Annotated in this window: 23 protein-coding genes and 1 pseudogene; 13 read left to right on the top strand and 11 right to left on the bottom strand. The window is 61.4% G+C overall.

Going from position 1 to position 25,900, the window contains the following annotated elements; all coding sequences use genetic code 11:
• The first annotated feature begins 165 nt into the window (after window positions 1–165).
• Together JWU58_RS07805 and JWU58_RS07800 are read left to right on the top strand one after the other, a co-directional pair.
• On the top strand, window positions 166–2,919 hold the full coding sequence (locus JWU58_RS07805; RefSeq protein ID WP_073472548.1) for a response regulator: 2,754 nt from the start codon (window positions 166–168) through the stop codon (window positions 2,917–2,919).
• 81 nt (window positions 2,920–3,000) lie between these two features.
• Window positions 3,001–3,990, top strand: a complete 990-nt coding sequence (locus JWU58_RS07800; RefSeq protein WP_197892568.1) for a 2-hydroxyacid dehydrogenase — start codon at window positions 3,001–3,003, stop codon at window positions 3,988–3,990.
• Between the two features lie 6 nt (window positions 3,991–3,996).
• Here the strand turns inward: JWU58_RS07800 and JWU58_RS07795 are convergent, their stop codons facing one another.
• The gene (locus JWU58_RS07795) at window positions 3,997–4,455 is read right to left on the bottom strand and encodes a hypothetical protein (protein WP_024013970.1); all 459 of its coding nucleotides are present in this window, start codon (window positions 4,453–4,455) and stop codon (window positions 3,997–3,999) included.
• Between the two features lie 134 nt (window positions 4,456–4,589).
• Between JWU58_RS07795 and JWU58_RS07790 the strand changes: the two genes are divergently transcribed.
• Window positions 4,590–5,024 carry a hypothetical protein gene (locus JWU58_RS07790; protein ID WP_024013971.1) on the top strand — a complete coding sequence of 145 codons (435 nt, stop codon included), beginning with the start codon at window positions 4,590–4,592 and terminating at the stop codon, window positions 5,022–5,024.
• Window positions 5,024–5,428, top strand: coding sequence for an META domain-containing protein (locus tag JWU58_RS07785; protein ID WP_123443634.1), 405 nt, complete (start codon window positions 5,024–5,026; stop codon window positions 5,426–5,428). The genes JWU58_RS07790 and JWU58_RS07785 overlap by 1 nt, the downstream gene beginning before the upstream one ends.
• A 144-nt stretch (window positions 5,429–5,572) precedes the next feature.
• Here the strand turns inward: JWU58_RS07785 and JWU58_RS07780 are convergent, their stop codons facing one another.
• Window positions 5,573–6,037, bottom strand: a complete 465-nt coding sequence (locus tag JWU58_RS07780) for a TlpA disulfide reductase family protein (protein ID WP_123443635.1) — start codon at window positions 6,035–6,037, stop codon at window positions 5,573–5,575.
• A 113-nt stretch (window positions 6,038–6,150) separates the two neighbouring features.
• On the opposite strand from JWU58_RS07780, the gene arsC reads away from it, so the two are divergent.
• From arsC to JWU58_RS07765, 3 genes are read left to right on the top strand one after another with little or no spacing between them, the layout of a single operon-like run.
• A complete protein-coding gene (arsC, locus tag JWU58_RS07775; protein WP_130911305.1) occupies window positions 6,151–6,504 on the top strand; it encodes an arsenate reductase (glutaredoxin) in 354 nt (117 codons plus the stop codon).
• Window positions 6,501–7,097: an NAD(P)H:quinone oxidoreductase gene (gene wrbA / locus JWU58_RS07770; RefSeq protein WP_041479575.1), complete on the top strand. Its 597-nt coding sequence runs from the start codon at window positions 6,501–6,503 to the stop codon at window positions 7,095–7,097. Before arsC ends, wrbA begins: the two co-directional genes overlap by 4 nt.
• Entirely contained in the window at window positions 7,097–7,522 is a 426-nt protein-coding gene (locus tag JWU58_RS07765; RefSeq protein ID WP_206421717.1) for a DUF2069 domain-containing protein, read from the top strand. The genes wrbA and JWU58_RS07765 overlap by 1 nt, the downstream gene beginning before the upstream one ends.
• Before the next feature lie 135 nt (window positions 7,523–7,657).
• On the opposite strand, the gene JWU58_RS07760 is transcribed toward JWU58_RS07765, so the two are convergent.
• Both JWU58_RS07760 and ttcA read right to left on the bottom strand, forming a co-directional pair.
• The gene (locus tag JWU58_RS07760; protein ID WP_016773632.1) at window positions 7,658–8,332 is read right to left on the bottom strand and encodes a DNA-3-methyladenine glycosylase I; all 675 of its coding nucleotides are present in this window, start codon (window positions 8,330–8,332) and stop codon (window positions 7,658–7,660) included.
• Between the two features lie 81 nt (window positions 8,333–8,413).
• Window positions 8,414–9,238, bottom strand: a complete 825-nt coding sequence (gene ttcA, locus JWU58_RS07755) for a tRNA 2-thiocytidine(32) synthetase TtcA (protein WP_056788114.1) — start codon at window positions 9,236–9,238, stop codon at window positions 8,414–8,416.
• 425 nt (window positions 9,239–9,663) lie between these two features.
• On the opposite strand from ttcA, the gene JWU58_RS07750 reads away from it, so the two are divergent.
• Together JWU58_RS07750 and JWU58_RS07745 are read left to right on the top strand one after the other, a co-directional pair.
• A complete protein-coding gene (locus JWU58_RS07750) occupies window positions 9,664–10,266 on the top strand; it encodes a Yip1 family protein (protein ID WP_016773629.1) in 603 nt (200 codons plus the stop codon).
• A 147-nt stretch (window positions 10,267–10,413) separates the two neighbouring features.
• Complete coding sequence (locus tag JWU58_RS07745; RefSeq protein ID WP_024013976.1) at window positions 10,414–10,908, top strand: SprT family zinc-dependent metalloprotease; 495 nt, start codon at window positions 10,414–10,416, stop codon at window positions 10,906–10,908.
• 109 nt (window positions 10,909–11,017) lie between these two features.
• Here the strand turns inward: JWU58_RS07745 and JWU58_RS07740 are convergent, their stop codons facing one another.
• Together JWU58_RS07740 and JWU58_RS07735 are read right to left on the bottom strand one after the other, a co-directional pair.
• On the bottom strand, window positions 11,018–12,199 hold the full coding sequence (locus tag JWU58_RS07740; protein WP_206421716.1) for a CaiB/BaiF CoA transferase family protein: 1,182 nt from the start codon (window positions 12,197–12,199) through the stop codon (window positions 11,018–11,020).
• Window positions 12,200–12,344: 145 nt separating this feature from the next.
• Window positions 12,345–13,679 carry a dicarboxylate/amino acid:cation symporter gene (locus JWU58_RS07735; protein ID WP_122707473.1) on the bottom strand — a complete coding sequence of 445 codons (1,335 nt, stop codon included), beginning with the start codon at window positions 13,677–13,679 and terminating at the stop codon, window positions 12,345–12,347.
• Between the two features lie 347 nt (window positions 13,680–14,026).
• Here JWU58_RS07735 and JWU58_RS07730 point away from each other — a divergent pair, with 347 nt between their 5' ends.
• Window positions 14,027–15,025, top strand: a complete 999-nt coding sequence (locus JWU58_RS07730) for an AraC family transcriptional regulator (protein WP_160767693.1) — start codon at window positions 14,027–14,029, stop codon at window positions 15,023–15,025.
• Window positions 15,026–15,120: 95 nt separating this feature from the next.
• Here the strand turns inward: JWU58_RS07730 and JWU58_RS07725 are convergent, their stop codons facing one another.
• The 3 genes from JWU58_RS07725 to JWU58_RS07715 all read right to left on the bottom strand — a co-directional run bounded on the left by JWU58_RS07725 (window position 15,121) and on the right by JWU58_RS07715 (window position 17,895).
• A complete protein-coding gene (locus tag JWU58_RS07725; RefSeq protein WP_073472181.1) occupies window positions 15,121–16,467 on the bottom strand; it encodes an ATP-binding protein in 1,347 nt (448 codons plus the stop codon).
• A complete protein-coding gene (locus JWU58_RS07720; protein WP_016773623.1) occupies window positions 16,464–17,141 on the bottom strand; it encodes a response regulator transcription factor in 678 nt (225 codons plus the stop codon). Before JWU58_RS07720 ends, JWU58_RS07725 begins: the two co-directional genes overlap by 4 nt.
• 148 nt (window positions 17,142–17,289) lie before the next feature.
• Entirely contained in the window at window positions 17,290–17,895 is a 606-nt protein-coding gene (locus tag JWU58_RS07715; protein ID WP_206421715.1) for a hypothetical protein, read from the bottom strand.
• A 143-nt stretch (window positions 17,896–18,038) separates the two neighbouring features.
• Between JWU58_RS07715 and JWU58_RS07710 the strand changes: the two genes are divergently transcribed.
• Together JWU58_RS07710 and JWU58_RS07705 are read left to right on the top strand one after the other, a co-directional pair.
• Complete coding sequence (locus JWU58_RS07710; protein WP_206421714.1) at window positions 18,039–18,830, top strand: dienelactone hydrolase family protein; 792 nt, start codon at window positions 18,039–18,041, stop codon at window positions 18,828–18,830.
• Window positions 18,831–18,973: 143 nt separating this feature from the next.
• Window positions 18,974–19,642 (top strand): annotated as a pseudogene (locus JWU58_RS07705) (4'-phosphopantetheinyl transferase family protein); the annotation flags it as partial.
• A 172-nt stretch (window positions 19,643–19,814) separates the two neighbouring features.
• On the opposite strand, the gene JWU58_RS07700 reads toward JWU58_RS07705, so the two are convergent.
• Both JWU58_RS07700 and JWU58_RS07695 read right to left on the bottom strand, forming a co-directional pair.
• On the bottom strand, window positions 19,815–21,425 hold the full coding sequence (locus tag JWU58_RS07700; RefSeq protein WP_122707485.1) for an ATP-binding protein: 1,611 nt from the start codon (window positions 21,423–21,425) through the stop codon (window positions 19,815–19,817).
• Window positions 21,422–22,144, bottom strand: a complete 723-nt coding sequence (locus JWU58_RS07695) for a response regulator (protein ID WP_024013985.1) — start codon at window positions 22,142–22,144, stop codon at window positions 21,422–21,424. The genes JWU58_RS07700 and JWU58_RS07695 overlap by 4 nt, the downstream gene beginning before the upstream one ends.
• Window positions 22,145–22,999: 855 nt before the next feature.
• On the opposite strand from JWU58_RS07695, the gene JWU58_RS07690 reads away from it, so the two are divergent.
• Window positions 23,000–25,894: a ribonucleoside-diphosphate reductase subunit alpha gene (locus JWU58_RS07690; protein ID WP_024013986.1), complete on the top strand. Its 2,895-nt coding sequence runs from the start codon at window positions 23,000–23,002 to the stop codon at window positions 25,892–25,894.
• Window positions 25,895–25,900 lie beyond the last annotated feature (6 nt).

Genomic DNA, 25,900 nt, shown 5'->3' with positions numbered 1-25,900 from the left:
TTGTCCGACAGCGGGCAACACAAGCTTGACCTGTCGGACGAACGAGTGCGTGGGCGGCGCTGCATTTTCCGCAAGATTGCCCGCCTGCAAATCGCTACACTGCGCCCATGTCGCGTGCCGGATGCACGCATGTGTCAACAGATCAGCGGGATGCGGGAGATAGGCGTGCTCAAGAAACTGGGAATCAAAGGTCGCGTGCTGTTGCTGACCTTGTTGCCGACCAGCCTGATGGCGCTGGTGCTGGGTGGCTATTTCACCTGGACGCAGCAGACCGACCTGCACAGCCAATTGATGCAGCGCGGCGAAATGATCGCCGAGCAACTGGCGCCGCTGGTGGCGCCGGCGATGGGTCACGGCGACGCCGATCTGCTTGAACGCATCGCCACCCAGTCCCTTGAACAACCCGACGTGCGTGCGGTGACTTTCCTCGCGGCGGACCGCTCGCCACTGGCCCACGCCGGCCCGACCATGCTCAATCAGGCCCCGAGCGGCGACAGCGCGCTGCTGCAACGACGCAGCGGCAATGACGCAACGCGCTACCTGATGCCGGTGTTCGGCAAGCATCGCAACCTCGCCGGCGAAATCATTCCCGAAGAATCCGAACGCCTGCTCGGCTGGGTCGAGCTGGAGCTGTCGCACAACGGCATGTTGCTGCGCGGCTATCGCAGCCTGTTCGCCAGCCTGCTGCTGATCGCCGCCGGACTTGCCGGCGCCGCCCTCCTCGCGTTGCGCATGGGCCGCACCATCAACCGTCCGCTGAGCCAGATCAAACAAGCGGTTGCGCAACTCAAGGACGGTCATCTGGAAACCCGCTTGCCGCCGCTCGGCAGTCAGGAACTGGATGAACTGGCCTCCGGCATCAACCGCATGGCCGGCACCCTGCAGAACGCTCGCGAAGAATTGCAGCACAGCGTCGATCAGGCCACGGAGGACGTGCGGCAAAACCTGGAAACCATCGAGATCCAGAACATCGAACTGGACCTGGCGCGCAAAGAAGCGCTGGAAGCCAGCCGGATCAAATCCGAGTTCCTCGCCAACATGAGCCACGAGATCCGCACGCCGCTCAACGGCATTCTCGGCTTTACCCACCTGTTGCAGAAAAGCGAACTGACCCCGCGCCAGCTCGACTATCTGGGCACCATCGAAAAGTCCGCCGACAGCCTGTTGGGAATCATCAACGAGATTCTCGACTTCTCGAAAATCGAGGCCGGCAAACTGGTACTCGATCACATTCCGTTCAACCTGCGCGACCTGCTGCAAGACACCCTGACCATTCTCGCCCCGGCCGCGCACGCCAAGCAGCTTGAGCTGGTCAGCCTGGTCTATCGCGATACGCCGCTGTCGCTGGTCGGCGATCCGCTGCGCCTGAAGCAGATCCTCACCAATCTGGTCAGCAACGCGATCAAGTTCACCCGCGAAGGCACCATCGTCGCCCGGGCGATGCTCGAAGACGAACACGAAGACAGCGTGCAACTGCGCATCAGCATTCAGGACACCGGCATCGGCCTGTCGAGTCAGGATGTCCGCGCGCTGTTCCAAGCCTTCAGTCAGGCCGACAATTCGCTGTCGCGCCAACCCGGCGGCACCGGGCTGGGGCTGGTGATTTCCAAGCGCCTGATCGAACAGATGGGCGGCGAGATCGGCGTCGACAGCACGCCGGGCGAAGGTTCGGAATTCTGGATCAGCCTGAGCCTGCCCAAGACCCGCGACGATGCCGAAGACCTGCCCGCCGCGCCGCTGCTCGGGCGCCGTGTGGCGGTGCTGGAAAACCACGAACTGGCGCGTCAGGCCTTGCAACATCAGCTGGAAGACTGCGGACTGCAAGTTACGCCGTTCAATACTCTGGAGAGCCTGAGCAATGGCGTCACCGGCGCGCATCAGACCGATCAGGCGATCGATCTGGCGGTGATCGGCATCACCAGCAACGACATGCTCCCGGAACGCTTGAACCAGCATATCTGGGACCTCGAACACCTGGGCTGCAAAGTGCTGGTGCTGTGCCCGACCACCGAACAGACGCTGTTTCACCTGTCGGTGCCCAACCCGCACAGCCAGCTTCAGGCCAAACCGGCGTGTACGCGCAAATTGCGCCGGGCGCTGTCCGATCTGGTCAATCCGCGCCAGACCCGCAGCGAACCGGGCGAGCCGCTGTCCAGCCGTGCGCCGCGCGTACTGTGTGTCGACGACAACCCGGCGAATCTGTTGCTGGTGCAGACCCTGCTCGAAGACATGGGCGCCCGCGTGCTCGCGGTGGAAAGCGGTTACGCGGCCGTCAAAGCCGTGCAGAGCGAATCTTTCGATCTGGTGCTGATGGACGTGCAGATGCCGGGCATGGACGGTCGCCAGACCACCGAAACCATTCGCCAGTGGGAAAGCGAGCGGCATTGCACACCGCTGCCGATCGTCGCCCTCACCGCCCACGCCATGGCCAATGAAAAACGCGCGCTGCTGCAAAGCGGCATGGACGACTACCTGACCAAACCGATCAGCGAACGGCAACTGGCGCAGGTGGTGTTGAAGTGGACCGGACTAGCCCTGCGCAATCAGGCGCCGGAGCGCAGCGGCGACAGCGCGGCGAGTCAGCAGGAACTGCCAGTGCTCGATCACGAAGAAGGCTTGCGTCTGGCGGCCGGTAAGGCGGATCTGGCGGCGGACATGCTCGCCATGCTGCTGGCGTCGCTGGAAGCCGACCGCGAAGCGATACGCGCCGCGCGTGACAGCCACGACCAGAATGCCCTGCTCGAACGCGTGCACCGCTTGCATGGCGCGACCCGTTATTGCGGCGTGCCACAACTGCGCGCCGCCTGCCAGCGCAGCGAAACCCTGCTCAAGCAGGACGATCCGAAAGCCGCCGCCGCGCTGGATGAACTGGAGCGCTCGATCAATCGACTCGCGGCGCAGGCGCGCATCAGCGCCTGATCCACGGCAAGGCACGGCGCGCGCAAAGCGCTACAGTTGTCGCGGGCCATTGCGGCCCGCGTCGATGTTCCAGGAGGATTCATGCGCACTATCATTTTCAGCAGCCAGACCTACGACCGCGACAGCTTTCTCGGCGCCGACTGCCCGGCCGGGCTTGAACTTCACTTTCAAGCAGCGCGACTGAGCCTCGATACGGCGGCGTTGGCCGAGCAGCACGAAGTGGTCTGCGCGTTCATCAATGACGACCTCAGCGCCCCGGTGCTCGAACGCCTCGCTGCCGGCGGCACGCGGCTGATTGCCCTGCGTTCGGCGGGTTACAACCATGTCGACCTGCCGGCGGCGAAACGCCTTGGCCTGGCCGTCGTGCGTGTGCCGGCCTACTCGCCGCACGCCGTGGCCGAACATGCGGTGGCGCTGATCCTCGCCCTCAATCGTCGCTTGCATCGCGCCTACAACCGCACCCGCGAAGGTGATTTCAGCCTGCATGGCCTGACCGGTTTCGATCTGGTCGGCAAAACCGTCGGCATCGTCGGCACGGGGCAGATCGGCGCCACCTTCGCGAAAATCATGCACGGCTTCGGCTGTGAATTGCTCGCCTACGATCCGTATCCCAACCCCGAGGTGCTGGCCCTGGGCGCACGTTATCTGAGCCTGCCGGAGTTGCTTGCGCAATCACGGATCATCAGCCTGCATTGCCCGCTCAACGAGCAGAGCAAGCACCTGATCAATCGCGACTCACTGGCGCATATGCAGGCCGGGGCGATGCTGATCAACACCGGGCGCGGCGGGCTGGTCGACACGCCGGCACTGATCGACGCGCTCAAGGACGGCCAACTCGGTTATCTGGGGCTGGATGTTTACGAGGAAGAGGCGCAGTTGTTTTTCGAGGATCGCTCCGACCTGCCGTTGCAGGACGATGTGCTGGCGCGTCTGCTGACGTTTCCCAACGTGATCATCACTGCGCATCAGGCGTTTCTGACCCGCGAGGCGCTGGGCGCGATTGCCGCGACCACCCTGCACAACATAGCGACCTGGGCGGCAGGTGCGCCGCAGAACCAGGTCGAGGGTTGAACCGTTTTACTTGGACAGCGAAGACGCCAGGATCAGCAAGCCCAGCCAGCCGAAACCGAGCAGGCGCTGCTTGCTCGAATGGCCGTTGCGCAGCAGGAACCAGACGAAAAACGCTGGCAACAGAAACACCATGATTTTCAGCCAGCCTTCCACCGGGCGACTGCCATCGGCGTTGAGCGGTTGTTGTTCCTGGCGTGCCTGTTCCGCAGCCTGCTGACGACGTCGGCGCCCCGCCGCTGCCGGCATCACTTTGGGTAAAGGCTCGGACACTGGCGCCGCAACCGCCTCGGGCACTGCGTTGTTGCGTGGCAGGCTGCCGAAGGAAATAGTCGCGGCTTGCACCGGTGCCGCCGTCGATTGCGCCTGCATGGCGGCGTGCTCGGCCATCGGCGCGCCGCAGTGAATGCACACCAGCGCTTCGGAACTGATGCTCCGCTTGCATTCATAACATTCGATCAGCGCCATGTTCCGTTCCTTCAGATTCGGGGGCCGGCAGTTTGCCATGACTGTCGGCGCATTTGAACCGGATCGAAGGTCGCACGCGTGCATCATTCTGCAATCGAGCCCGTGCTAGCATGTCGCGCATATTTGGAGGACCCATGGTCGAACACGATTTCCGCTACACCCTGATGAACCCGCAACACACCCTCACCGAATGCCGCGCCCTGGTTCCAGGCCGCTATCAGGTGACCGGCAACGGTGGCTCGATCCGTATCGGCGATGCCCTGTTGGTCACGCTCAAAGGCAGCAAGGATTTGTCCATGCGCCTGACCGTCGACACGGTCCGCCACTTGATCAATCCGCCAGGCCAATGGACCGCGATGACCACAGGCCCGGTGTTCGGCGAACTGGCCATTCACACCTGGCAGGTCAACTGCGACAGCTGCGCGAAAGAGCTGAGCTTCGAATTCGCCGTGGATGCCAAACTCGGCAAGTCCGCCGAGAAACCCGCCGCCACCGCGCGCATCGCCGAGCTGGGCTGGAAAGCCGTCGGCGACAGGCACCTTTGCCCGAAATGCCAGGAGCCTGCGTGATGAAACGCCTCGCCCTGACCGCACTGATCGGTGTCGGCCTGGTAGGTTGCGCCGCAGAGCCGGTGCAACTGCAGCACAACCGCAGCTACATTCTGGAATGGATCGGCGAGCGGCCACTGATGGATTACAGCCATCTGACCGTGACCCTTGGCGATGACGGCCGCGCCTACGGCAACGGCGGCTGCAACCATTGGTTCGCGCCTTACACGCAGGACGGCGACAAGCTGAGCTTCGGCAAGATCGGCAAGACCCGCAAGCTCTGCGCCCCGGCGTTGATGGAGCAGGAACAACGCTTTTTGCAGGCGCTGGAAAAAGTCGAGCGCTGGGACATTTCGCCCATCGAGCAGGTGCGCTTCTGGCCGGCTCAAGGCAAACCGTTGCGCTGGTGGCTGGAAGAGGGCTGAGCCCTTCTATGCCCGCAGGGGGTTACCTGTGGTGAGGGGATTCATCCCCGTTGGGCTGCGTAGCAGCCCTGAGTTTGCAGTTCGCCTGGAACTGCGCATGGGGCCGCTTCGCGACCCAACGGGGATGAATCCCCTCGCCACAGGTTACTTGTTCCGCAACGCCTCCAGCTTCGCCAGCACCCCCGCCGCCGTCTGCTCGCCGAGCAACTGCTCACGCACCTTGCCCTTGTCATCGATGATGAACGTCACCGGCAGCGCCTCACTGCGCGGCAGGTCGAACAGCTCGGCCGGATCCTGCGCCAGCACGGTGAACTTGATGCCGAGTTTTTCGCTCGCCTCTTTCAGCTCCGCGCCCTGAACGTTGTCGAAGTTGACCCCGAACACACCGACGTTCTTGCTCTTGAGCTCATCAGCCAAATGATTCAACTCGGGAATTTCCGTGCGGCACGGGCCACACCATTCGGCCCAGTAATTGAGCACCACCCACTGCTTGTCCAGACGTTCGGACGCTACCTTCTGGCCGTTCTGGTCGATGCCGTAATCATTGCCGCAGCCCCCCAGCATCAACGCCCCGATTATCGTCAATGCCGCTGCCAATCGCCGTGTCATGTCGTGTTCCTTGTGAAAATTCGAAAGCGCCTGCGACCCATCGCCTCTGACGGTTCTGGATTGCGCGCCGCACAGTTAGAATAGCCGCCACTTTACGCCAGAAGCGACCCGCCATGACCGATCTGACGCTTTATCACAATCCGCGCTGCTCGAAATCCCGCGGCGCGCTGGAACTGCTTGAAGCCCGCGGCTTGACTCCGACTGTCGTGCGCTACCTGGAAACGCCGCTCAGCGCCGCGCAGATCAAGGCCCTGCTCGGCAAGCTCGGGATCAGCGCGCGGCAGCTGCTGCGCAGCGGTGAAGAGGAATACAAAACCCTGAACCTGGCCGACGCCAGCCTCAGCGAGCAGCAATTGATCGACGCCATCGCCGCACACCCGAAACTCATGGAGCGGCCGATTCTGGAAGTCGGCGACAAGGCCGTCATCGGTCGCCCACCGGAAAACGTGCTGGAGTTGTTGCCATGAGCACGCCGTACATTCTGGTTCTCTATTACAGCCGCAACGGTTCGACCAACGAGATGGCCCGGCAGATCGCCCGGGGCATCGAGCAGGCCGGAATGGAAGCGCGTCTGCGCACAGTGCCGGCGATTTCCACCGAGTGCGAAGCGGTGGCGGCGGAGATTCCCGCTGAGGGCGCGCTCTACGCCAGCCTCGATGATCTGAAGAACTGCGCCGGCCTCGCCTTGGGCAGTCCGACGCGTTTCGGCAACATGGCCGCGCCGCTCAAGTACTTCCTCGACGGCACCAGCAACCTCTGGCTGACCGGCGCGCTGGTCGGCAAACCGGCCGGCGTGTTCACCTCCACCGCCAGCCTGCACGGCGGTCAGGAAACCACGCTGTTGTCGATGATGTTGCCGCTGTTGCATCACGGCATGTTGATCACCGGCCTGCCCTACAGTGAATCGGCCCTGCTCGAAACCGAAGGTGGCGGCACGCCTTATGGCGCCAGCCATCACGCCGGTGCCGACGGCAAGAACGGTCTCGACCAGCACGAAGTGGCGCTGTGTCGCGCACTCGGTCTGCGTCTGGCGAAAACCGCGCAGAAGCTGGTGGGCTGATGGCGAAGAAGCCGAAAGTCCTGCCCTCGACAGAGTGGCTTGAGCCACGGGTCAAGGCGATGCGCGTGCTCAGCCTGCTGAGCTTTTTCGCCCTCGCCGGCTTGCTCGCTGTTTATTACCTGGTGTTCGCCGATCTGCATGGCGCGCGGCCGTGGGTGATTCTGCTGGTCGAGCTGATCCCGTGGCTGGTGCTCGCCCCGGCGATGATCATGGGCAGCGCCCGTGGCCATTCGTGGATGTGTTTTGTGGTGAACCTGTATTTCATCAAAGGCGCCCTGGCGGCGTACGACCCCAACCGGCAGCTGTTCGGCCTGCTGGAAATGGCCGCGAGCCTGGCGGTATTCTGCTCGGCGCTGTTGTATGTGCGCTGGCGCTATCAGTTGAATCGCAAATTGGCGGGTGAAGGCGAGATCAGCGTCGCCTGACCGATCGCCATCAGTTGCTACACCGATCGTTCCCACGCTCTGCGTGGGAACGCATCCAGAGACGCTCTGCGTCTCAGGGACGCGGAGCGTCCCGGGCGGCGTTCCCACGCGGAGCATGGGAACGATCAGATTGACTTAATGGTTGACGGTATAGGCGAGCATCATCGAAATCTGGCTCATCGGCCGTCCGCCGCTCTGTTCGTGCCATTGGTTGAACGCGTTTTGCACCGTCGCCAGATCACGCTGGCTGGTCGGCACTTTGTCGACGATCTTCTGTGCATTCAACGCTGCGACCACGTCGTAGCTCGGCACGAACGTGTCCTTGCCGACCATGCGCAAAAAGCGTGGCGCCGACAGCCCGCCGAGTTGGTGGCCGTGCTTTTTCAGGTAGGTCCACAGACCGACGATATCGGTCACCGGCCAGTCGGCGATCAGCGCGCCGAAGCTGCCCTTGTCCTTTTCCACATCGAGAATGAACTGCGCATTGCGCGGCACGCTTTTCAGCTTGCCGAGGTGGCGGATGATCCGCGCGTCCTGCATCAGCCGCTCAAGGTGTTCGGCGCTCATCAGCACGACTTTTTCCGGATCGAATTTGAAGAACACTTCTTCGAACGCCGGCCACTTGGCGTCGACCAGGCTGTGCTTGAGCCCGGCGCGAAAAACCCGCAGGGCCATGGTCGAGAGGTAGCGGTCGTCGCGGATCTTGCGCAGTTGTGCGGGGGTCTTGGGAACGGGCAGATGGGCTTCCAGTTCAGCCGCCGAACCGAAACGGTTCAGACAGTATTCGTGCAGCCACTTGTAATCGCGCATGCCCTCTCCTGAGGTTTGGAAATGAATAACCCATGCAGAAGCTGTCCCCTCAACCACAGGGCTCGCTTCTACAGGTTGTGTTTACAGATTGACGACATTGACGAAACGCGAAGCCGCGGTCTCGTCGATCTTCAGGCTGGTGAAGTCGAACAGGTTGCGGTCGGCCAGTTGCGACGGCACCACGTTCTGCAGGCTGCGGAAAATCGATTCGGTGCGGCCCGGGGTCTTGCGGTCCCAGTCCTGGAGCATTTCCTTGACCACCTGGCGCTGCAGGTTTTCCTGCGAGCCGCAGAGGTTGCACGGGATGATCGGAAATTGCTTGAGGTCCGAGTAGGCCTGAATGTCCTTCTCGTTGCAGTACGCCAGCGGGCGAATCACCACGTTGCGGCCATCGTCGGCGCGCAGTTTCGGCGGCATCGCTTTCAGAGTGCCGTTGAAGAACATGTTGAGGAAGAACGTTTCGACGATGTCGTCGCGGTGATGACCGAGGGCCATTTTCGTCGCGCCGATTTCGTCAGCGAAGGTGTAAAGCGTGCCGCGACGCAGGCGCGAGCACAGCGAACAGGTGGTCTTGCCTTCCGGCACCAGTTCCTTGACCACCGAGTAAGTGTCTTTCTCGACGATGTGGTACTCGATGCCCAGTTCTTTCAGGTAGGCCGGCAGCACGTGCTCGGGAAAGCCCGGCTGTTTCTGGTCCATGTTCACCGCGACGATGTCGAACTTGATCGGTGCAACCTTCTGCAGGTGCATCAGCACGTCAAGCATGGTGTAGCTGTCCTTGCCCCCGGACAGGCAGACCATGACCTTGTCGCCATCTTCGATCATGTTGAAATCGGCGATCGCTTCGCCGGCCAGGCGGCGCAGGCGCTTTTGCAGTTTGTTCTGGTTGACCGTAAGAGTGCCCATGACGCGAAATCCGTGAGGTGTGACGAAAGGCCGGCATTTTACGCAAAAACCCCAGTAGCGCGAAGCATCTGTGGCGAGGGGATTTATCCCCGCTGGGTTGCGAAGCAGCCCTGAAACCCGAGAACTCGTATCGCCTGACACTGCTCGGTGAATGGCTTGGCGACTGTTGTGCAGCCGAACGGGGATAAATCCCCTCGCCACAAAAGTGTTTCAACCCCAAAAATGCCTTCCGCGCAAGACCCCGAGGCGATTATCCATCCCGTTTACAGCGCGATTTGCTCTAAGCCCGGCATACCGGTGCGTTGGAGTCCTTTCTATACTGCGACATAAGGTCGCACACATCTGAAGACCTGTATTTGCTCGGCCATCTTGGCCCGTAGGCGCTCCGTTGGGGGGCGATGGCAATGACAAGAGGAGTGAATGGCATGATCCATCACGTAGTGGGACTGTTTACCCACCCCGATCAGGAATGGAAGGAGATCCGTGGCGACCAAGAGGAAAGCATCAGCCACATGTACCTGACGCACACGCTGATTCTGGCGGCGATCCCCGCTGTCTCGGCGTTCATCGGCACGACCCAGGTCGGCTGGGTGATCGGCAATCGCGCGCCGGTGATGCTCACGTTTGAAAGCGCTCTGTGGATGACCATCATGTCGTACCTGGCGATGCTCGGCGGGGTCGCGGTGATGGGCGCTTTCGTGCACTGGATGGCGCGCACCTATGACGCCAATCCAAGCCTGGCCCGTTGCGTGGCGTTTGCCACATACACCGCGACACCGTTGTTCGTCGGCGGTCTGGCGGCGCTGTATCCGCACATGTGGCTGGGGATGATCGTCGGCACAGCGGCCATCTGCTACACGGTGTATCTGTTGTATGTCGGCCTGCCGACCTTCATGAACATCCCTTCGGATGAAGGTTTCCTGTTTTCCAGCTCGGTGCTCGCCGTCGGCCTGGTGGTGCTGGTGGCGATCATGGCGTTCACTGTGATTGTCTGGGGCCTGGGTGTCGGCCCGGTCTATACCAACTGACCTGTTTCCTGCCTGAGAAAAACAACATCTGCCAATACAGGCCGCCGCAAGGCGGCCTTCTCGTTGGGCGACGACCATTCGGCAGGTCGGCGATTCGCAAGTCGCCGGGGTTGCGGCATACTCGGCGCCTCTGGAGATCCATCAAGCATGCCCGAGCAACTCAATACCCGCGTCGAAGACTGTTACCAACTCGCTGAATCCTTTTTCAAACGTTCCTTCAAACGCCCCGTCGTCAGTCTCAAGCTGCGCGGGCAGAAAGCCGGTGTCGCGCATCTGCACGAGAACCTGCTGCGCTTTAATCCGCAGCTGTACCGGGAAAACACCGAGCACTTCCTCAAGCAGACCGTCGCTCACGAAGTCGCTCACCTGATCGCTCATCAACTGTTCGGCGACCGCATCCAGCCCCATGGCGAGGAGTGGCAACTGATCATGCGCGGCGTCTACGAATTGCCGCCGGATCGCTGCCACACCTATGAAATCAAGCGGCGCAGCGTGACCCGCTATATCTACAAATGCCCGTGCCCCGACAGTGATTTCCCGTTTACCGCCCAGCGTCACGGTCTGGTGCGGCAAGGGCGGCGGTATCTGTGCCGGCGCTGCCGCAGTACCTTGGTGTTCAGTGGTGAGATGCGGGTGGAATAGTTGGTTCCTGGGTTGTATTGACTGACCCCTTCGCGAGCAGGCTCGCTCCCACAGGGGAATGCATTTCAATGTGGGAGCGAGCCTGCTCGCGAAGGCGGCGGCATGAGCGCTACAGAATCACCTTGGCGGAACGCAACTCGGCGATCCGCTCAGCACTCAAGCCCAACTCCCCCAACACCTCATCCGTATGCTGCCCCAACCCCGCACCAACATGCCTTGGCGCCGGCAACGCCTCAGAAAATTTCAACGGACAGGCCATCTGCGCCTGCGTCGTGCCATCGCCGCGCGGTACCTGGGTCACCAGCTCCCGCGCCTGCATTTGCGGGTGGCGCAACGCCTCGCCCAGACTCAGTACCGGCTCGACACAGGCATCGACCCCGGCGAACAACTCACACAGTTCTGCAAAATCATGCCGCTCGAATTCAATGCGCAACGCCTCTTTCAAGGCCTGTTGCTGCTCAGGCCTGGGCGACAACCCTTGCGCGGCCAGTTCCGGCCGGCCCAGCGCCGTGCACAATTGCTGCATGAAGGCCGGCTCCAGACTGCCCACCGACATCCAGCGCCCATCCCGGGTACGGTAATAATCGTAAAAGCTGCCGCCATTGAGCATCTGGTCTTCCCGGCCCGGTTCCGCGCCGCAGGCCAGATAGCCAGCGCCGGCCATGGCGTTCAGGCTGAACGCGCAGTCGGTCATGCTCACATCCAGATGGGTGCCCTGCCCGGTTTGCTGACGGGCAATCACCGCTGCCAGCAAGCCGATCACGCCGTGTAGCGAGCCGCCCGCCACGTCCGCCACCTGCATGCCCAGCGGCAACGGCCCGCTGTCGGCGCGCCCGGTATAGCTGGCAAGCCCGGCCAGCGCCAGATAGTTGATGTCATGCCCGGCGCGTTCCTTGTACGGCCCGGTCTGGCCGTAACCGCTGATCGACACATAAATCAGCTTTGGATTGATCGCTTTCAACGCTTCATAACCCAGGCCCAGGCGCTCCATCACCCCGGGGCGAAACTGCTCGAGCACGATGTCGTACTCGCCCAGCAGTTGCTTGATGATCTCCAACGCTTCGGGCTGTTTGAGATCCAGCGCCAGACTGCGCTTGTTGCGGTTCAGATAAGCGTGGCTGGCCGAGACCCCGCCATCATGCGGCGGCAGCACCCGCAGCAGATCCATACGGGTTGGCGATTCGATGCGCAGCACCTCGGCGCCCATGTCCGCCAGCAGCAACGAGGCGAACGGGCCCGGCAGCAAGGTGGAGAAATCGAGAATCTTCAGTGAGGCCAGCGGTGCAGACATGGGCGAACTCCTTGGGCGATGTACTCAGCCTAGGCAGCCATCGCCGATGCGGCAATCACCGCAAATGTCAGCAGGTGTGACCGTTGCGCTCAAATTCCGGGGGCAAAAAAACCCGCCGAGGCGGGTTTTTCTGTGCAAGCGATGCTTACTTCACATTGCTCGGGGTTGGGCCTTCAGCCACACCCAGGTCGTCTTCTTCACGCTCATCGGAGATACCGCGACCGCCGGAAGCCAGCTCGGTCTGCAGTTGATCGGTGTCCAGTTCCTTGACCCACTTGGCGACGACGATGGTCGCTACAGCGTTACCGACCAGGTTGGTCAGTGCGCGGGCTTCAGACATGAAACGGTCGATACCGAGGATCAGCGCCAGACCGGCAACCGGCAGGTGACCTACCGCCGACAGTGTCGCGGCCAGGACGATGAAGCCCGAACCGGTCACACCCGCCGCGCCTTTGGAGGACAGCAGCAGTACCAGCAGCAGGGTGATCTGGTGGGTGATGTCCATGTGCGTGTCAGTCGCCTGGGCGATGAACACGGCGGCCATGGTCAGGTAGATCGAAGTACCGTCGAGGTTGAACGAGTAACCGGTCGGGATCACCAGACCCACTACCGATTTCTTCGCGCCCAGACGCTCCATCTTGATCAGCATGCGTGGCAGTGCCGATTCCGACGAGGACGTACCCAGTACGATCAACAGTTCTTCACGGATGTAGCGCACCAGCTTGAATACGCTGAAACCGTGAGCCCGGCAGATCGCACCCAGCACCAGCACGACGAACAGGACGCAGGTGATGTAGAAGCAGATCATCAACTGGCCCAGTTGCACCAGCGAGCCGACACCGTAGGCACCGATGGTGAACGCCATGGCACCGAACGCACCCAGCGGCGCCAGTTTCATGATCATGTTGATGATGTTGAACATCACGTGGGCGAAGCGATCGATCATGTCCAGCAGCGGACGACCGTACGAACCCAGGCGATGCAGGGCGTAGCCGAAGATCACCGAGAACATCAGCACTTGCAGGATGTCACCGGTGGCGAACGCGCCGACGATGGTGTTCGGGATCACATTGAGGAGGAAACCGACAATGCTCTGGTCTTTACTGGCCGTCACGTAGGTGGCGATTTTCGAGGCGTCGAGGGTGGTGACGTCGATGTGCATGCCGGCGCCCGGTTGCACAACGTTGACCACGATCAGACCGATCAGCAGGGCAATGGTGGAAACGATTTCGAAGTACAGCAGCGCGTAGCCGCCGGTCTTGCCTACCGACTTCATGTTCTGCATGCCGGCGATGCCGCTGACAACAGTACAGAAGATGATCGGGGCGATGACCATTTTGATCAGCTTGATGAAGCCGTCACCCAGTGGCTTGAGGGCCACACCGGTCTGCGGATAGAAGTGACCAAGCAGGATGCCGATGGCGATGGCAACGATCACCTGGAAATACAGGGATTTGTACAGTGGCTGACGAGTCGTCATTGCAGGTTTCCTCAAGCGTCCAGCGGCAACATCCATCTGTCGAGCGCTGAACCTTAATTGCGAACCCTCCTGCACTGGAGGGATTTGTTGTTGGAACGGCATTTTTCCCGGTCGGAGAAATGCACGCTTCTGTCGCTTGTATCGCAAACGTCGTGCCAGATTGGTGCGAATGGCAGCAAGCCTTTTGATATCAGGGGCTGGGGGATTTTCCTGTCACCAATCAGTGACTTGAGGCATGGCGGATTTCCGCCAACTGAGCGTTCGGCGTCCTGCAATTTGGCGGAAATCCGCCTTGTGGCGTTGCCGGCCCGCCGTTACGATCGGTGCCTGAACAAGGATTGCCGCTTATGCGCGAACGCACCATCGCCAGCCATTTCGCCCGTGCCGCCCTTGGCGGCGCACGCCGGCGCGGCCTGGATTATTCAGGTCTGTTGCAGCAACTGGGGATCAGCCCGGAGTTGCTCGACGAACCCCGCGCGCGGATTGCCCCGGAGCAGTTCACCCGGCTGATTCAAGGGCTGTGGCTGGCGCTGGACGACGAATACCTGGGTTTCGGTAACGCCCCGAGCAAGCCCGGCAGCTTCGCCATGATGTGCCACGCCTCGATTCACTGCCGCAACCTGGAGAAGGCTCTGCAACGTGGTTTGTTGTTCTACAGCCTGTTCCCCGACGCCCCACGCCTGACCCTGCGTCGCGAAGACGAATGGGTGCGTTTGAGCCTGGACGACGCGCAGTGGTGGGACCCGGATCACTTTCTCAGCGAGAGTCTGTTGGTGATCTGGCACCGCCTCGGCAGTTGGCTGATCGGCCAGCGGATTCGCCTCGAGCAGGCGACTTTCAGCTATCCGCGCCCCGAGCACGGCGGCGAATACGATCTGCTGTTCCCCTGCCCGCTGACCTTTGATGCCGAGCAGAGCAGTCTGCTGTTTCACAGTCGCTATCTGGCCATGCCGCTGTTGCAGGACGAACGCACGCTCAAACATTTCCTCGAGCGCTCCCCCGCCGACCTGCTCTCACGCCCGGACGACGGCGACAGCCTGAGCAGCCGCCTGCGCCGCTTGCTCAGCCGCGACGCTGCGAGTTGGCCGGATCTGGAAGCCGTCGCCGCGCATCTGCATATCAGCCCGCAGACTTTGCGGCGGCATTTGCGCGAGGAAGGCACCAGTTTTCAGGAGCTGAAAGATCAGCTGCGGCGGGATATCGCCATCTATCATCTGGGCCGGGCGGAGCTGTCGTTGCAACAGATTGCCGAGCAGCTCGGGTTCTCTGAGCCTTCGGCGTTTCACCGGGCATTCAAGAAATGGACGGGGCTGACACCGGGGGCTTATCGGGCACAGGAGTTGTGAAGTCAGACGCCTTCGCGAGCAGGCTCGCTCCCACAGGAGAATGCTTTTCAAGGTGGGATCGAGCCTGCTCGCGAAGAGGCTGGCACTGCCAACCTTTACACCGCCGGAAAATGAATCCTGAACGCCGCCCCGCCCATCGGTGAATCACCCAAAGCCAAACGCGCGTTGTAGCTTTCGATGATGTCCTTGACCACCGCCAGCCCGATGCCCTGCCCGGGATGCTGGGCGTCCAGGCGTTCGCCACGCTCAAGAATTCGCGCACGCTGATCGAGTGGCACGCCCGGGCCATCATCCTCGACGCACAATTCGATCCCGGCCAAGGACTCGCGCACGCTGACCCGCACTTCGCCGAGGCACAGGCGATAGGCGTTTTCCAGCAGGTTGCCGAGCATTTCCAGCAAGGCGCCCTGCTCGATCGGCACGTAGCAGTGCTCCGGCAGATCAAAGGTCACGCGCACATGTTTGTCGCGGTAGACCTTGTCCAGCGTATCGCAGAGGCTTTTGAGCACTGGTTGCAGACGCACCTGATGGCGCACCAGTCCGCTTTTGCGCAGGCTGGCCCGTTGCAGTTGGTAGCTGATCTGCTGGCTCATGCGTTCGATCTGGCTTTGCAGGACCCAGGCCTGGTCGCGGTCTGCGGGACGCTGGGCCATGTCTTCGCTGACGCCTTGCAGCACCGCCAACGGGGTTTTCAGGCTGTGGGCGAGGTCGTCGAGGGAGTCGCGGTAGCGGCTGCGTTGCTGGCGTTCGCTGAGCAGCAAGCGGTTGAGCGAGCCGGTCAGGCGCAGCAGTTCACGCGGGTGTTTCTCCGTCAGGCTTTCGCGGGTGCCGCCTTCGATTTCGTCGAGTTCCTGGCTCAATCGGCGCAAGGCCTTGAGGCCCCAGGTCAGGCCGATCCATAGCAGCGCCAGCAACACCAGCAATGCCGCGCCGAAGCCCAGATAGAGATTTTCGCGCAGGCCTTCGAGGGTGGTTTCGTATTCACGCACCGGTTGCAGAGCGACGATGCTGAACGCCGCACTCTTGCCGCCGAGCAGTTTGACTTCGACGTCGTAGACGAAGAACTCCTGACCGCTGGCTTCACGAATCCGCGCGAACTCGTTGCCGAGGCCGTCGTAGCGCGGTTTGTAGTTGATCTGTTCTTCCTGGGTGGCTTTCGAGCGCCACACCAGTTTGCCGTCGCGGTCGTAGATATAGCCGAGCAAGCGGAAATCGGTAAGGTTGAAACGCTCGTCGGGCAATTGCGACGGCATCACCAGCCGACCGTTTTCCACCCGCGCGGCGGAGATCAATGTGGTGACGTCGGAGGCCAGACGTTGCTCGATCGAGTCCTGCAAGGCAAGGCTGAAGGCGCCCTGCATCGCCGGCAGCAAGGCAAGCATGAACAACACCGCCAACGTGGTGGCGGCGAGCATCAAGCGAACGCGAAGGGAACGGATCAAGTGCAGCGCTCATTGAACAGGTAACCGAGGCCGCGCACGGTGTCGATCGGTTTGAACCCGGCCGGGCCTTCTAGCTTGCGGCGCAGACGGCCGACCAGCACTTCGATGACATTCGGATCGCGCTCGTCGTCATCCGGATACAGCTGCTCCATCAAGCGATCCTTGGGCACCACTTGCTGGTGATGGCGCATGAGGTACTCGAGGATGCGGTATTCGTAAGCGGTCAGCGCCAGCGGTTGCTCATCGAGGCTGGCCTGTTTGCGATTGAGGTCGAGCAGCAAAGGCCCGGCAACGATGGTCGACTGGGTGAAACCGCTGGAGCGGCGCAGCAATGCGTTCAGGCGTGCGTCGAGTTCTTCGAATTGGAACGGCTTGACCACGTAATCGTCGGCACCGGCGGCGAGGCCTTCGACCTTGTCCTGCCAGTTGCCGCGCGCGGTGAGTATGAGGATCGGGAAGGTCTTGCCGCCCGAGCGCAACTGGCGGATCAGGTCGAGGCCGCCCATGCCCGGCAGGCCGAGATCGATCACCGCCAGATCGAAGTTGTACTGGCCGGTCTGGTACAGCGCCTCCTCGGCATTGGCCACGGACTCGACCACATGACCGCTTTCCGTCAGGCGGGTTTGCAGGTGATGACGCAACAGCGCCTCGTCTTCGACGACCAACAGTTTCATGCCTTTCTCCCTATCTCTTGAACTCTCCAGGCAACTACCTGTGGGGGCGAGCCTGCTCGCGAATCCGGTGGATCAGCCAAGCAAGTGTCGGCTGATACACCCCTTTCGCGAGCAGGCTCGCTTCCACACTTCAATCGGCGACAACCGCTTAGAAATAGTAGTTGGCCGACAGGTAGGTCTGCGCGCTGCTGGTCAAGTCCAGCGAGCCCTGTTTGCTGCCGCCGCTGTCTTTCATTTCGGTGCTGGCGTTGCTGCGCAGGTAACGGTAACCGAGTTCTATCGAGGTGTTCTGCGAAACTTGCTGCAACACACCGACCTGGCCACCGATGGCGTAACCGATGTCGCTGTCACGGCTGAAACCCGGCGAATCCTGCGTCAGCTTGGTCAGACCGGCCGTGGCGCCACCGAACAACTTGGTGCTGCCGCCCACCGGGTAGAACAGGTCATAGCTGCCGAGCAGATTTTCCTGGCGCAGTTTAACGCCATTGTGCGAGCCGGAAACGTTGTCGTAGGTGGCGTAGTAGCGGCCCTGGCTGTTTTGCTGACCGAGGCGCATGCCGTAGGTGTTGTTGCCGTCGATGGCCCCGGTGACGTTGGGGTTGCCGAGATTGTTGTTGAGCGCGTGGGACTTGTCGATCTTGTCGCTGGTCTGGCCGAACGTCAGGCCGGCGAAGTTGCTGGTGTCGTCGGCGTTGGCCGCGATGCTGGAGCCTAACAGGGTAAAAGCCAGCAGCAATTTGTTTAAACGAGTCATGGGTATTTCCTCTTTCACAGTGCTGTTTGGGTATGGCGCAAGGTTACTGAGCCGCCCCTGTACGGCCCCTGAACCGTCTCTGAACCTGACCTGAACCGGATCGACTAGGCTGTTCTGACCACTTTCAATAAGGAGACCCGACCATGCGCCTGTTCCTCGCCCTCACTTTGCTGGCAGTCAGCAGCTTCACCCAGGCTGCGATCAAGACTGAAGAAATCCCCTACCAAAGCGCCGACGGCAGCCAACTGATCGGCTACTACGCCTACGACGACGCGATCAAAGGCCCACGCCCCGGCGTTGTCGTGGTTCACGAATGGTGGGGGCTGAACGATTACGCCAAGCGCCGCGCGCGGGATCTTGCCGAACTCGGCTACAGCGCTCTGGCCATCGATATGTACGGTGAAGGCAAAAACACCGAGCACCCGAAAGACGCCATGGCCTTCATGCAGGCAGCGACCAAGGATGCCGATGCCGCCAGTAAACGTTTCGCCGCCGGGCTCGATCTGTTGAAGAAACAAAAGCAGACCGACCCGAACAAAATCGCCGCCATCGGGTATTGCTTCGGTGGCGCCGTGGTGCTGAATGCGGCGCGTCAGGGTGTGCCGCTGGCCGGTGTGGTGAGTTTCCATGGCGCGCTGGCAACCAAGACCCCGGCGACTCCGGGCAGTGTGAAGGCGAAAATCCTCGTCGAGCACGGTGCGCTGGACAGCATGGTCACTCAGGACCACGTCACCGCGTTCAAGTCGGAGATGGACAAGGCCGGGGCGGACTACCAGTTCGTCAGTCTGGATGGCGCCAAGCATGGTTTCAGCAATCCGGATGCCGATCGCCTGAGCCATGGCGAGCATGGCGGGCCGGACATTGGTTACAACAAGGCGGCGGACGAGAAGTCGTGGGCGGATATGCAGGCGTTCTTCCAGAAAATCTTCGGTTGAGTCAGTAACCACCGAGGCGCGGCTTTCGCGAGCAGGCTCGCTCCCACACCGGATATCTGTCGCCCAGAAGATCCCTTGTGGGAGCGAGCCTGCTCGCGAAGGCTTCACCGCCGATCTCGACCTCGCCCCGACTAACCGGCAAAATGCCCGCCATGCATACCACCCCCGCCCTGCCCGCCTGCTGCTCCGCGCTCGACAGCCATTGGCCGTTGCCGACGGTCCTGGCCGATACCGTGCTGCTCAGTACCCACTTCGACCCGACACGGTTGCTTGGCGATGACTTCCAGCGCAGCGCTGTGCTGGCGCCGCCGAGCATTCAGCGCTCGGTGGCCAAGCGCCAGGCCGAGTTTCTCGCTGGACGCATTTGCGCGCGGGCCGCGCTGCAACAACTCGAAGGCCTGAATATCGTCCCGCCGATTGGCGAAGACCGCGCGCCGGTGTGGCCTGCGCACATCTGCGGTTCGATCACCCACAGCACTGGCCGTGCGGCGGCGATTGTCGCCAACAAACAGCACTGGCGCGGCTTGGGCATGGATCTGGAAAACCTGTTGAGCCACGAGCGCGCCGAACGCCTGGCCGGGGAAATTCTCACCCCGGCGGAAATGCAGCGCATGGCGGCAGGCTCGCAGGAGCAACTGGCGCTGCGGGTGACCCTGACGTTTTCGGTGAAAGAGAGTTTATTCAAAGCGCTGTACCCGATCGTGCAGCAGCGCTTTTATTTCGAGCATGCCGAAGTGCTGGAATGGACTGCGGCGGGTCAGGTCAGGCTGCGGTTGCTGACTGATTTGTCCAGCGAATGGCGCAATGGATCGGAGCTGGAGGCGCAGTTTGCAGTGCAGGATGGGCAGTTGTTGAGTCTGGTCAGCATTCCTGCCTGAAGTTTGCATTGCCTGTCATGGCGCCTTCGCGAGCAGGCTCGCTCCCACAGGGGATTGCATTTCAAATGTGGGAGCGAGCCTGCTCGCGAAGGCGGTATCCCGAATCTCAGCGGCGCTCCTGATTCCTCGGCCAGCTCAGACTGAAACAGGCCCCACCCAGACTCTTGCTCTTGCCAATGATCGCCCGGCCGTCGTGCCAGTGAATGATCCGTCGCACAATCGACAAGCCCAGACCATGCCCGCCCGAGGCGCGCGTGCGGCTGTCGTCGAGGCGCAGAAACGGCGTGAAGATCCGTTCCCACGCCACTTCCGGCACGCCCGGCCCGTCATCCTCGACGTCGATCCGACAACGCAACTGGCCAACCTGATAACTCACCGTCACCTGCGAATGCGCATGGCGCATCGCGTTGCCCACCAGATTCTGCAGCGCCCGATGTAGATAGCGCGGCTCGGCCTCGACCCAGGCGCCGTCATTGTCGGCAGATGAAAGACACAAACCGCGCTGCACCGTGACCTCGGCGCGCAGCGGCGCCAATTCTGCGATCACCTGATTGACCAGCGCATCCAGATCGATGCGCTGGAAAGTCAGCGCCGGCGAGCCCTGCTCCAGCCGTGCGTAAGTGAGCATCTCGTCGACCAGTTTATCGAGGTCTTCGATGTCGTGATCCATGCCTTCGCGGTATTTCTCCAGTGCCTGCGGGGTGGTCGCCGTACCGATCATCTCCAGACCGAAACGCAGCCGCGCCACCGGCGTGCGCAGCTCGTGAGACACCGCGCGCACCAGTTCACGCTGGATCGCCAGCAACTGTTGCAGGTGCTCGGCCATGCCATTGAACGCCAACGCCAGCCGCCCGACCGAGTCGGCACCGCGCGCCGGCACACGGGTTTCCAGGCTGCCCTTGGCGATGCGCGTGGCGGCTGCTTCGAGGCCGCGCAAACGTCGCTCGAGCTGACGCACCAACAGATAAACGATAAGGCCGATCAGGGTCAGGCCCAGCGCGGCAATCAATACCAGCCATTCCGGCGGATACGGATTCATCTGATACAGCGGGCCGATTTCCAGCACCCACGGCGTGCCGACCATACCGGCGAAGACGCGGATCGAATCGCCGCCCTTGCCCAGCGCCATCACCGTATCGCCCTCGGCCACGCGGCGGCTCTGGTCTTCGTCCATGTCGGCGTCATTTACCGTGACCAGACGCAAATCGAAGCCAAAGCCCTTTTCCTGTTTTATCTGCGCCAGACGCTTGGGCTGTTCGCCGACCGGTACCCGCACCAGCTCATCGGCCAGCAGGTAAATGGTCGCCCGGGCCAGTTGCTCGCTGATCTGCTGCACCTCGCCCACCAGCATCATTTGCTCTTTTTCGCTGATCAGCCGATAGACCTTGGCCGCGTGAGGCCCGGTCTGCTCGACCAGCGCCTGACCGCGCAACACACGGGTGCGCTGGGCCAGATCAAGGTCGGTTTCAGAGAACTTCTTCAGCGTCAGCGGAATACCGAGCAGCCGCTCCCACACCAGAAGCGCGCGATGACGCTCGGTCTGGTTCATCGGTTGCAGATTATCGGCCATCAGCGAGAAAGTGCCGTGGGCCAGGCGCTCGCGGTATTGCTCGCTGCGCACCTGATTGAGCAGGTTCAGCGCCAGCACGCCGAGCACCGCCACCAGAATCAGCGCGGCGCACATGCCGCCGTAGATGCGCAGGAAGATCGAATTCACAGCGCCAGGTCTGCGCAGGCTTCCGGGACGAACAGGTAGCCTTTACTACGGATGGTCTTGATCAGGCGCGGATGGTCGGGGTCGTCGCCGATTTTCGGGCGGATGCGCGAGATACGCACGTCGATCGAGCGGTCCTGGCCGTCATAGCCAATGCCGCGCAGGGCAGTGAAGATTTCTTCCCGGGAAAGTATCCGCCCGGCGTTGGACACCAGCAGCCACAGCAGGTCGAACTCGGCGCTGGTCAGCTCGATGCCGTTGTCGCTCAGCCAGGCTTCACGTAACGCGTTGTCGACCACCAGTGGACCGAATTGCAAACGCCGGGATTTTTCAGCGGCCGGCTCCGGTGTGTCACTGCGGCGCAGCAACGCCTGGATGCGCGCCAGCAACAAGCGCGGACGCACGGGTTTGCATACGTAGTCGTCGGCACCGAGGTCGAGGCCGTGGATCTGATCAGCGTCATCGGTGCGCGCGGTGAGCATCAGGATCGGCCCGTCGTACTGGCTGCGCACCTTGCGGCAGATGCTCAGGCCATCCTCGCCGGGCAGCATCAGATCGAGGATCACCAGGTCCGGCTGCTCCTTGATGATCCGCGCCGCCGCCAGCGCTCCGTTGCCTTCGATCTCCACGCGCAGGCCATTGGCTTGCAGGTAATCGCGGGTGAGCTCGGCCAGTCGCTGGTCATCCTCGACGATCAATACCTGCCAGGTTTGTTGCTCCACCGGTGACCTCTGCTTGCTGTTTTTATTGATATATGAAGGTTTCGCTGAATGAACGCGGTTCCTGTAGGAGCTGACGAGTGAAACGAGGCTGCGATCTTTTGATCTTGCTCTTGAAAAATCACAATCAAAAGATCGCAGCCTTCGGCAGCTCCTACATGAGTCCTCCCGATCATCTGTCATGTTTCAGGAGGATAAAAATGCCCATGCACCCAGCGATTGTATAAACGCCGGTCACGCGGAAAACAAGTCGGTAAATGCGTTCGGACAAGGCCGAATTCTGTGATAGGGTTCGCGCCCTTAAAAAACCGCTGAAGCGTTTTTCCAGGCAAAAAAACAGTGACAAACGGTCTGGCTCAGCAGGTTCGCGGCCTACACGCGTTTTCCCTGTTTCTTACACAAATTACGCACAGGCTTATCCACAGGTAGTACGTTGCAATCCCCCCCTGAAACGCATTATCTTGTAGCACGGCGAAAACAGAGACCCTACATATAGGGTTTTCACCTAAAACGCCCAACCACATTTCAGACCTGAAACTCAAGTGCTTTATGGCCAGTTTCCGGTAGAACAAGCGAGTTTTTTCAAGCCCAAACCGCACTGGCGGATGGCACCGTTTTATTTGGTCCGAAACGGACAAAACGGTATGGGTGTTGCAGTCATGACTGCCACCCGCGAAGGAATCCGGTGGCGAGCTTCGGCTCGTAACCAAAACTTCGGCAAGGATGCGGCGTTGCAGCCTTTTTCCTACTGTTCCGAAGTTTGTAATGCCGACGCCCGTCGGTTGCAGTGCTTCGGTACAGAACGGTGAGCACCATGACGGTGCCAAACAAACATAGAGAATGTGGAGACCACCCCCCATGCAAACCGACACAACTCGCGAGAACCCGCAGGGCACCTTGCCGCAGGCCGCCGATTCGACTTCGGATCTGGCAGCCACCGCGCCTGGCCAGCTGCGCGTGATCAAGCGTAATGGCACTGTCGTTCCTTACACCGATGACAAGATCACCGTCGCTATCACCAAAGCGTTCCTCGCAGTTGAAGGCGGCACCGCTGCCGCCTCGTCGCGAATCCACGACACCGTTGCGCGCCTGACCGAACAGGTCACCGCGACCTTCAAGCGTCGCATGCCATCGGGCGGCACCATCCACATCGAAGAAATCCAGGACCAGGTCGAACTGGCCCTGATGCGTGCCGGCGAGCAGAAAGTTGCACGCGACTACGTGATCTACCGTGACGGCCGTTCGAAAGAGCGCGCAGCTCACGCTCCTGCCGAAGCAGCAGTCAACGCGCACCCGTCGATCCGCATCACCCGCGCCGACGGCAGCCTCGCGCCGCTGGACATGGGCCGCCTGAACACCATCGTCACCGAAGCCTGCGAAGGCCTGGAAGAAGTCGATGGCGACCTGATCCAGCGCGAAACCCTGAAGAACCTGTACGACGGCGTGGCCCTGACCGACGTCAACACCGCCCTGGTGATGACCGCCCGTACCCTGGTCGAGCGCGAGCCGAACTACTCGTTCGTCACCGCCCGCCTGCTGATGGACACTCTGCGTGCCGAAGGCCTGAACTTCCTCGAAGTCGCCGAAAGCGCCACCCATCACGAAATGGCCGACCTTTACGCCAAGGCACTGCCGGCCTACATCGCCAAAGGTATCGAGTTCGAACTGCTGAACCCTGTGCTGGCTACCTTCGACCTGGAAAAACTGGGCAAGGCGATCAACCACGAGCGCGATCAGCAATTCACCTACCTGGGCCTGCAGACCCTGTACGACCGCTACTTCATCCACAAGGATGGCGTGCGTTTCGAACTGCCGCAGATCTTCTTCATGCGCGTGGCCATGGGTCTTGCGATCGAAGAGAAGCAGAAAGAAGACCGTGCGATCGAGTTCTACAACCTGCTGTCCTCGTTCGACTACATGGCTTCGACCCCGACCCTGTTCAACGCCGGTACCCTGCGTCCACAGTTGTCGAGCTGCTACCTGACCACCGTGCCGGATGACCTGTCGGGCATCTATCACGCGATCCACGACAACGCCATGCTGTCGAAATTTGCCGGCGGCCTGGGCAACGACTGGACGCCGGTTCGTGCGCTGGGTTCGTACATCAAGGGCACCAACGGCAAGTCGCAAGGCGTTGTGCCGTTCCTCAAAGTGGTGAACGACACCGCTGTGGCCGTGAACCAGGGTGGCAAGCGCAAAGGCGCGGTGTGTGCCTACCTGGAAACCTGGCACATGGACATCGAAGAGTTCATCGAGCTGCGCAAGAACACCGGTGACGATCGTCGTCGCACCCACGACATGAACACCGCCAACTGGATCCCTGACCTGTTCATGAAGCGCGTCTTCGATGACGGCAAGTGGACCCTGTTCTCGCCATCCGAAGTACCGGACCTGCACGACCTGACCGGTAAAGCCTTCGAAGAGCGCTACGAGTACTACGAAGCGCTGACCGAGTACCCGGGCAAGGTCAAGCTGTTCAAGACCATCCAGGCCAAAGACCTGTGGCGCAAGATGCTGTCCATGCTCTTCGAAACCGGCCACCCATGGCTGACTTTCAAAGACCCGTGCAACCTGCGCAGCCCGCAGCAGCACGTCGGCGTGGTCCACAGCTCGAACCTGTGCACCGAGATCACCTTGAACACCAACAAGGACGAAATCGCCGTTTGCAACCTGGGCTCGATCAACCTGCCGAATCACATCGTCGACGGCAAGCTCGATACCGCCAAGCTGCAACGCACCGTGAACACCGCCGTGCGCATGCTCGATAACGTGATCGACATCAACTACTACTCGGTGCCGCAGGCGAAGAACTCCAACTTCCGCCACCGTCCGGTCGGTCTGGGCATCATGGGCTTCCAGGACGCTCTGTACCTGCAGCACATCGCCTACGGCTCCGACGCTGCCGTCGAGTTCGCCGACAAGTCGATGGAAGCGGTCAGCTACTACGCGATCCAGGCTTCCTGCGACCTGGCCGACGAGCGCGGCGCCTACGAGACCTTCAACGGTTCGCTGTGGTCCAAGGGCATCCTGCCACTGGATTCGCAACAGATCCTGATCGAGCAGCGCGGCGAGAAGTACATCGATGTCGACCTGAAGGAAACCCTCGACTGGGCACCGGTTCGCGCCCGTGTACAGAAAGGCATCCGTAACTCGAACATCATGGCCATCGCACCGACCGCGACCATCGCCAACATCACTGGCGTTTCGCAGTCGATCGAACCGACCTACCAGAACCTGTACGTGAAATCGAACCTGTCGGGTGAATTCACCGTGATCAACCCGTACCTGGTTCGCGACCTGAAGGCTCGCGGTCTGTGGGACTCGGTCATGATCAACGACCTGAAGTACTACGACGGTTCGGTGCAGCAGATCGAGCGCATCCCGCAAGAACTCAAAGAGCTCTACGCGACCGCGTTCGAAGTGGACACCAAGTGGATCGTTGACGCCGCCAGCCGTCGTCAGAAGTGGATCGACCAGGCCCAGTCGCTGAACCTCTACATCGCCGGCGCATCGGGCAAGAAGCTCGACGTGACCTACCGCATGGCCTGGTACCGTGGCCTGAAAACCACCTACTATCTCCGTGCCCTGGCCGCGACCAGCACCGAGAAGTCGACCATCAACACCGGTAAGCTGAACGCTGTTTCCAGCGGCGGCAACCACGGCGACGATTCGGTTCTGGCCGCTCCGGCAGGTCCGGCGCCAGTGCCAAAGGCCTGCGCGATTGACGAGCCGGATTGCGAAGCTTGCCAATAAGCTGAG

This window comes from Pseudomonas atacamensis, from assembly GCF_017167965.1.
Lineage (GTDB): Bacteria > Pseudomonadota > Gammaproteobacteria > Pseudomonadales > Pseudomonadaceae > Aquipseudomonas > Aquipseudomonas atacamensis.
Note: the sequence above shows the minus strand (reverse complement) of the source record. Positions and strands in the feature narration are given on the sequence as shown.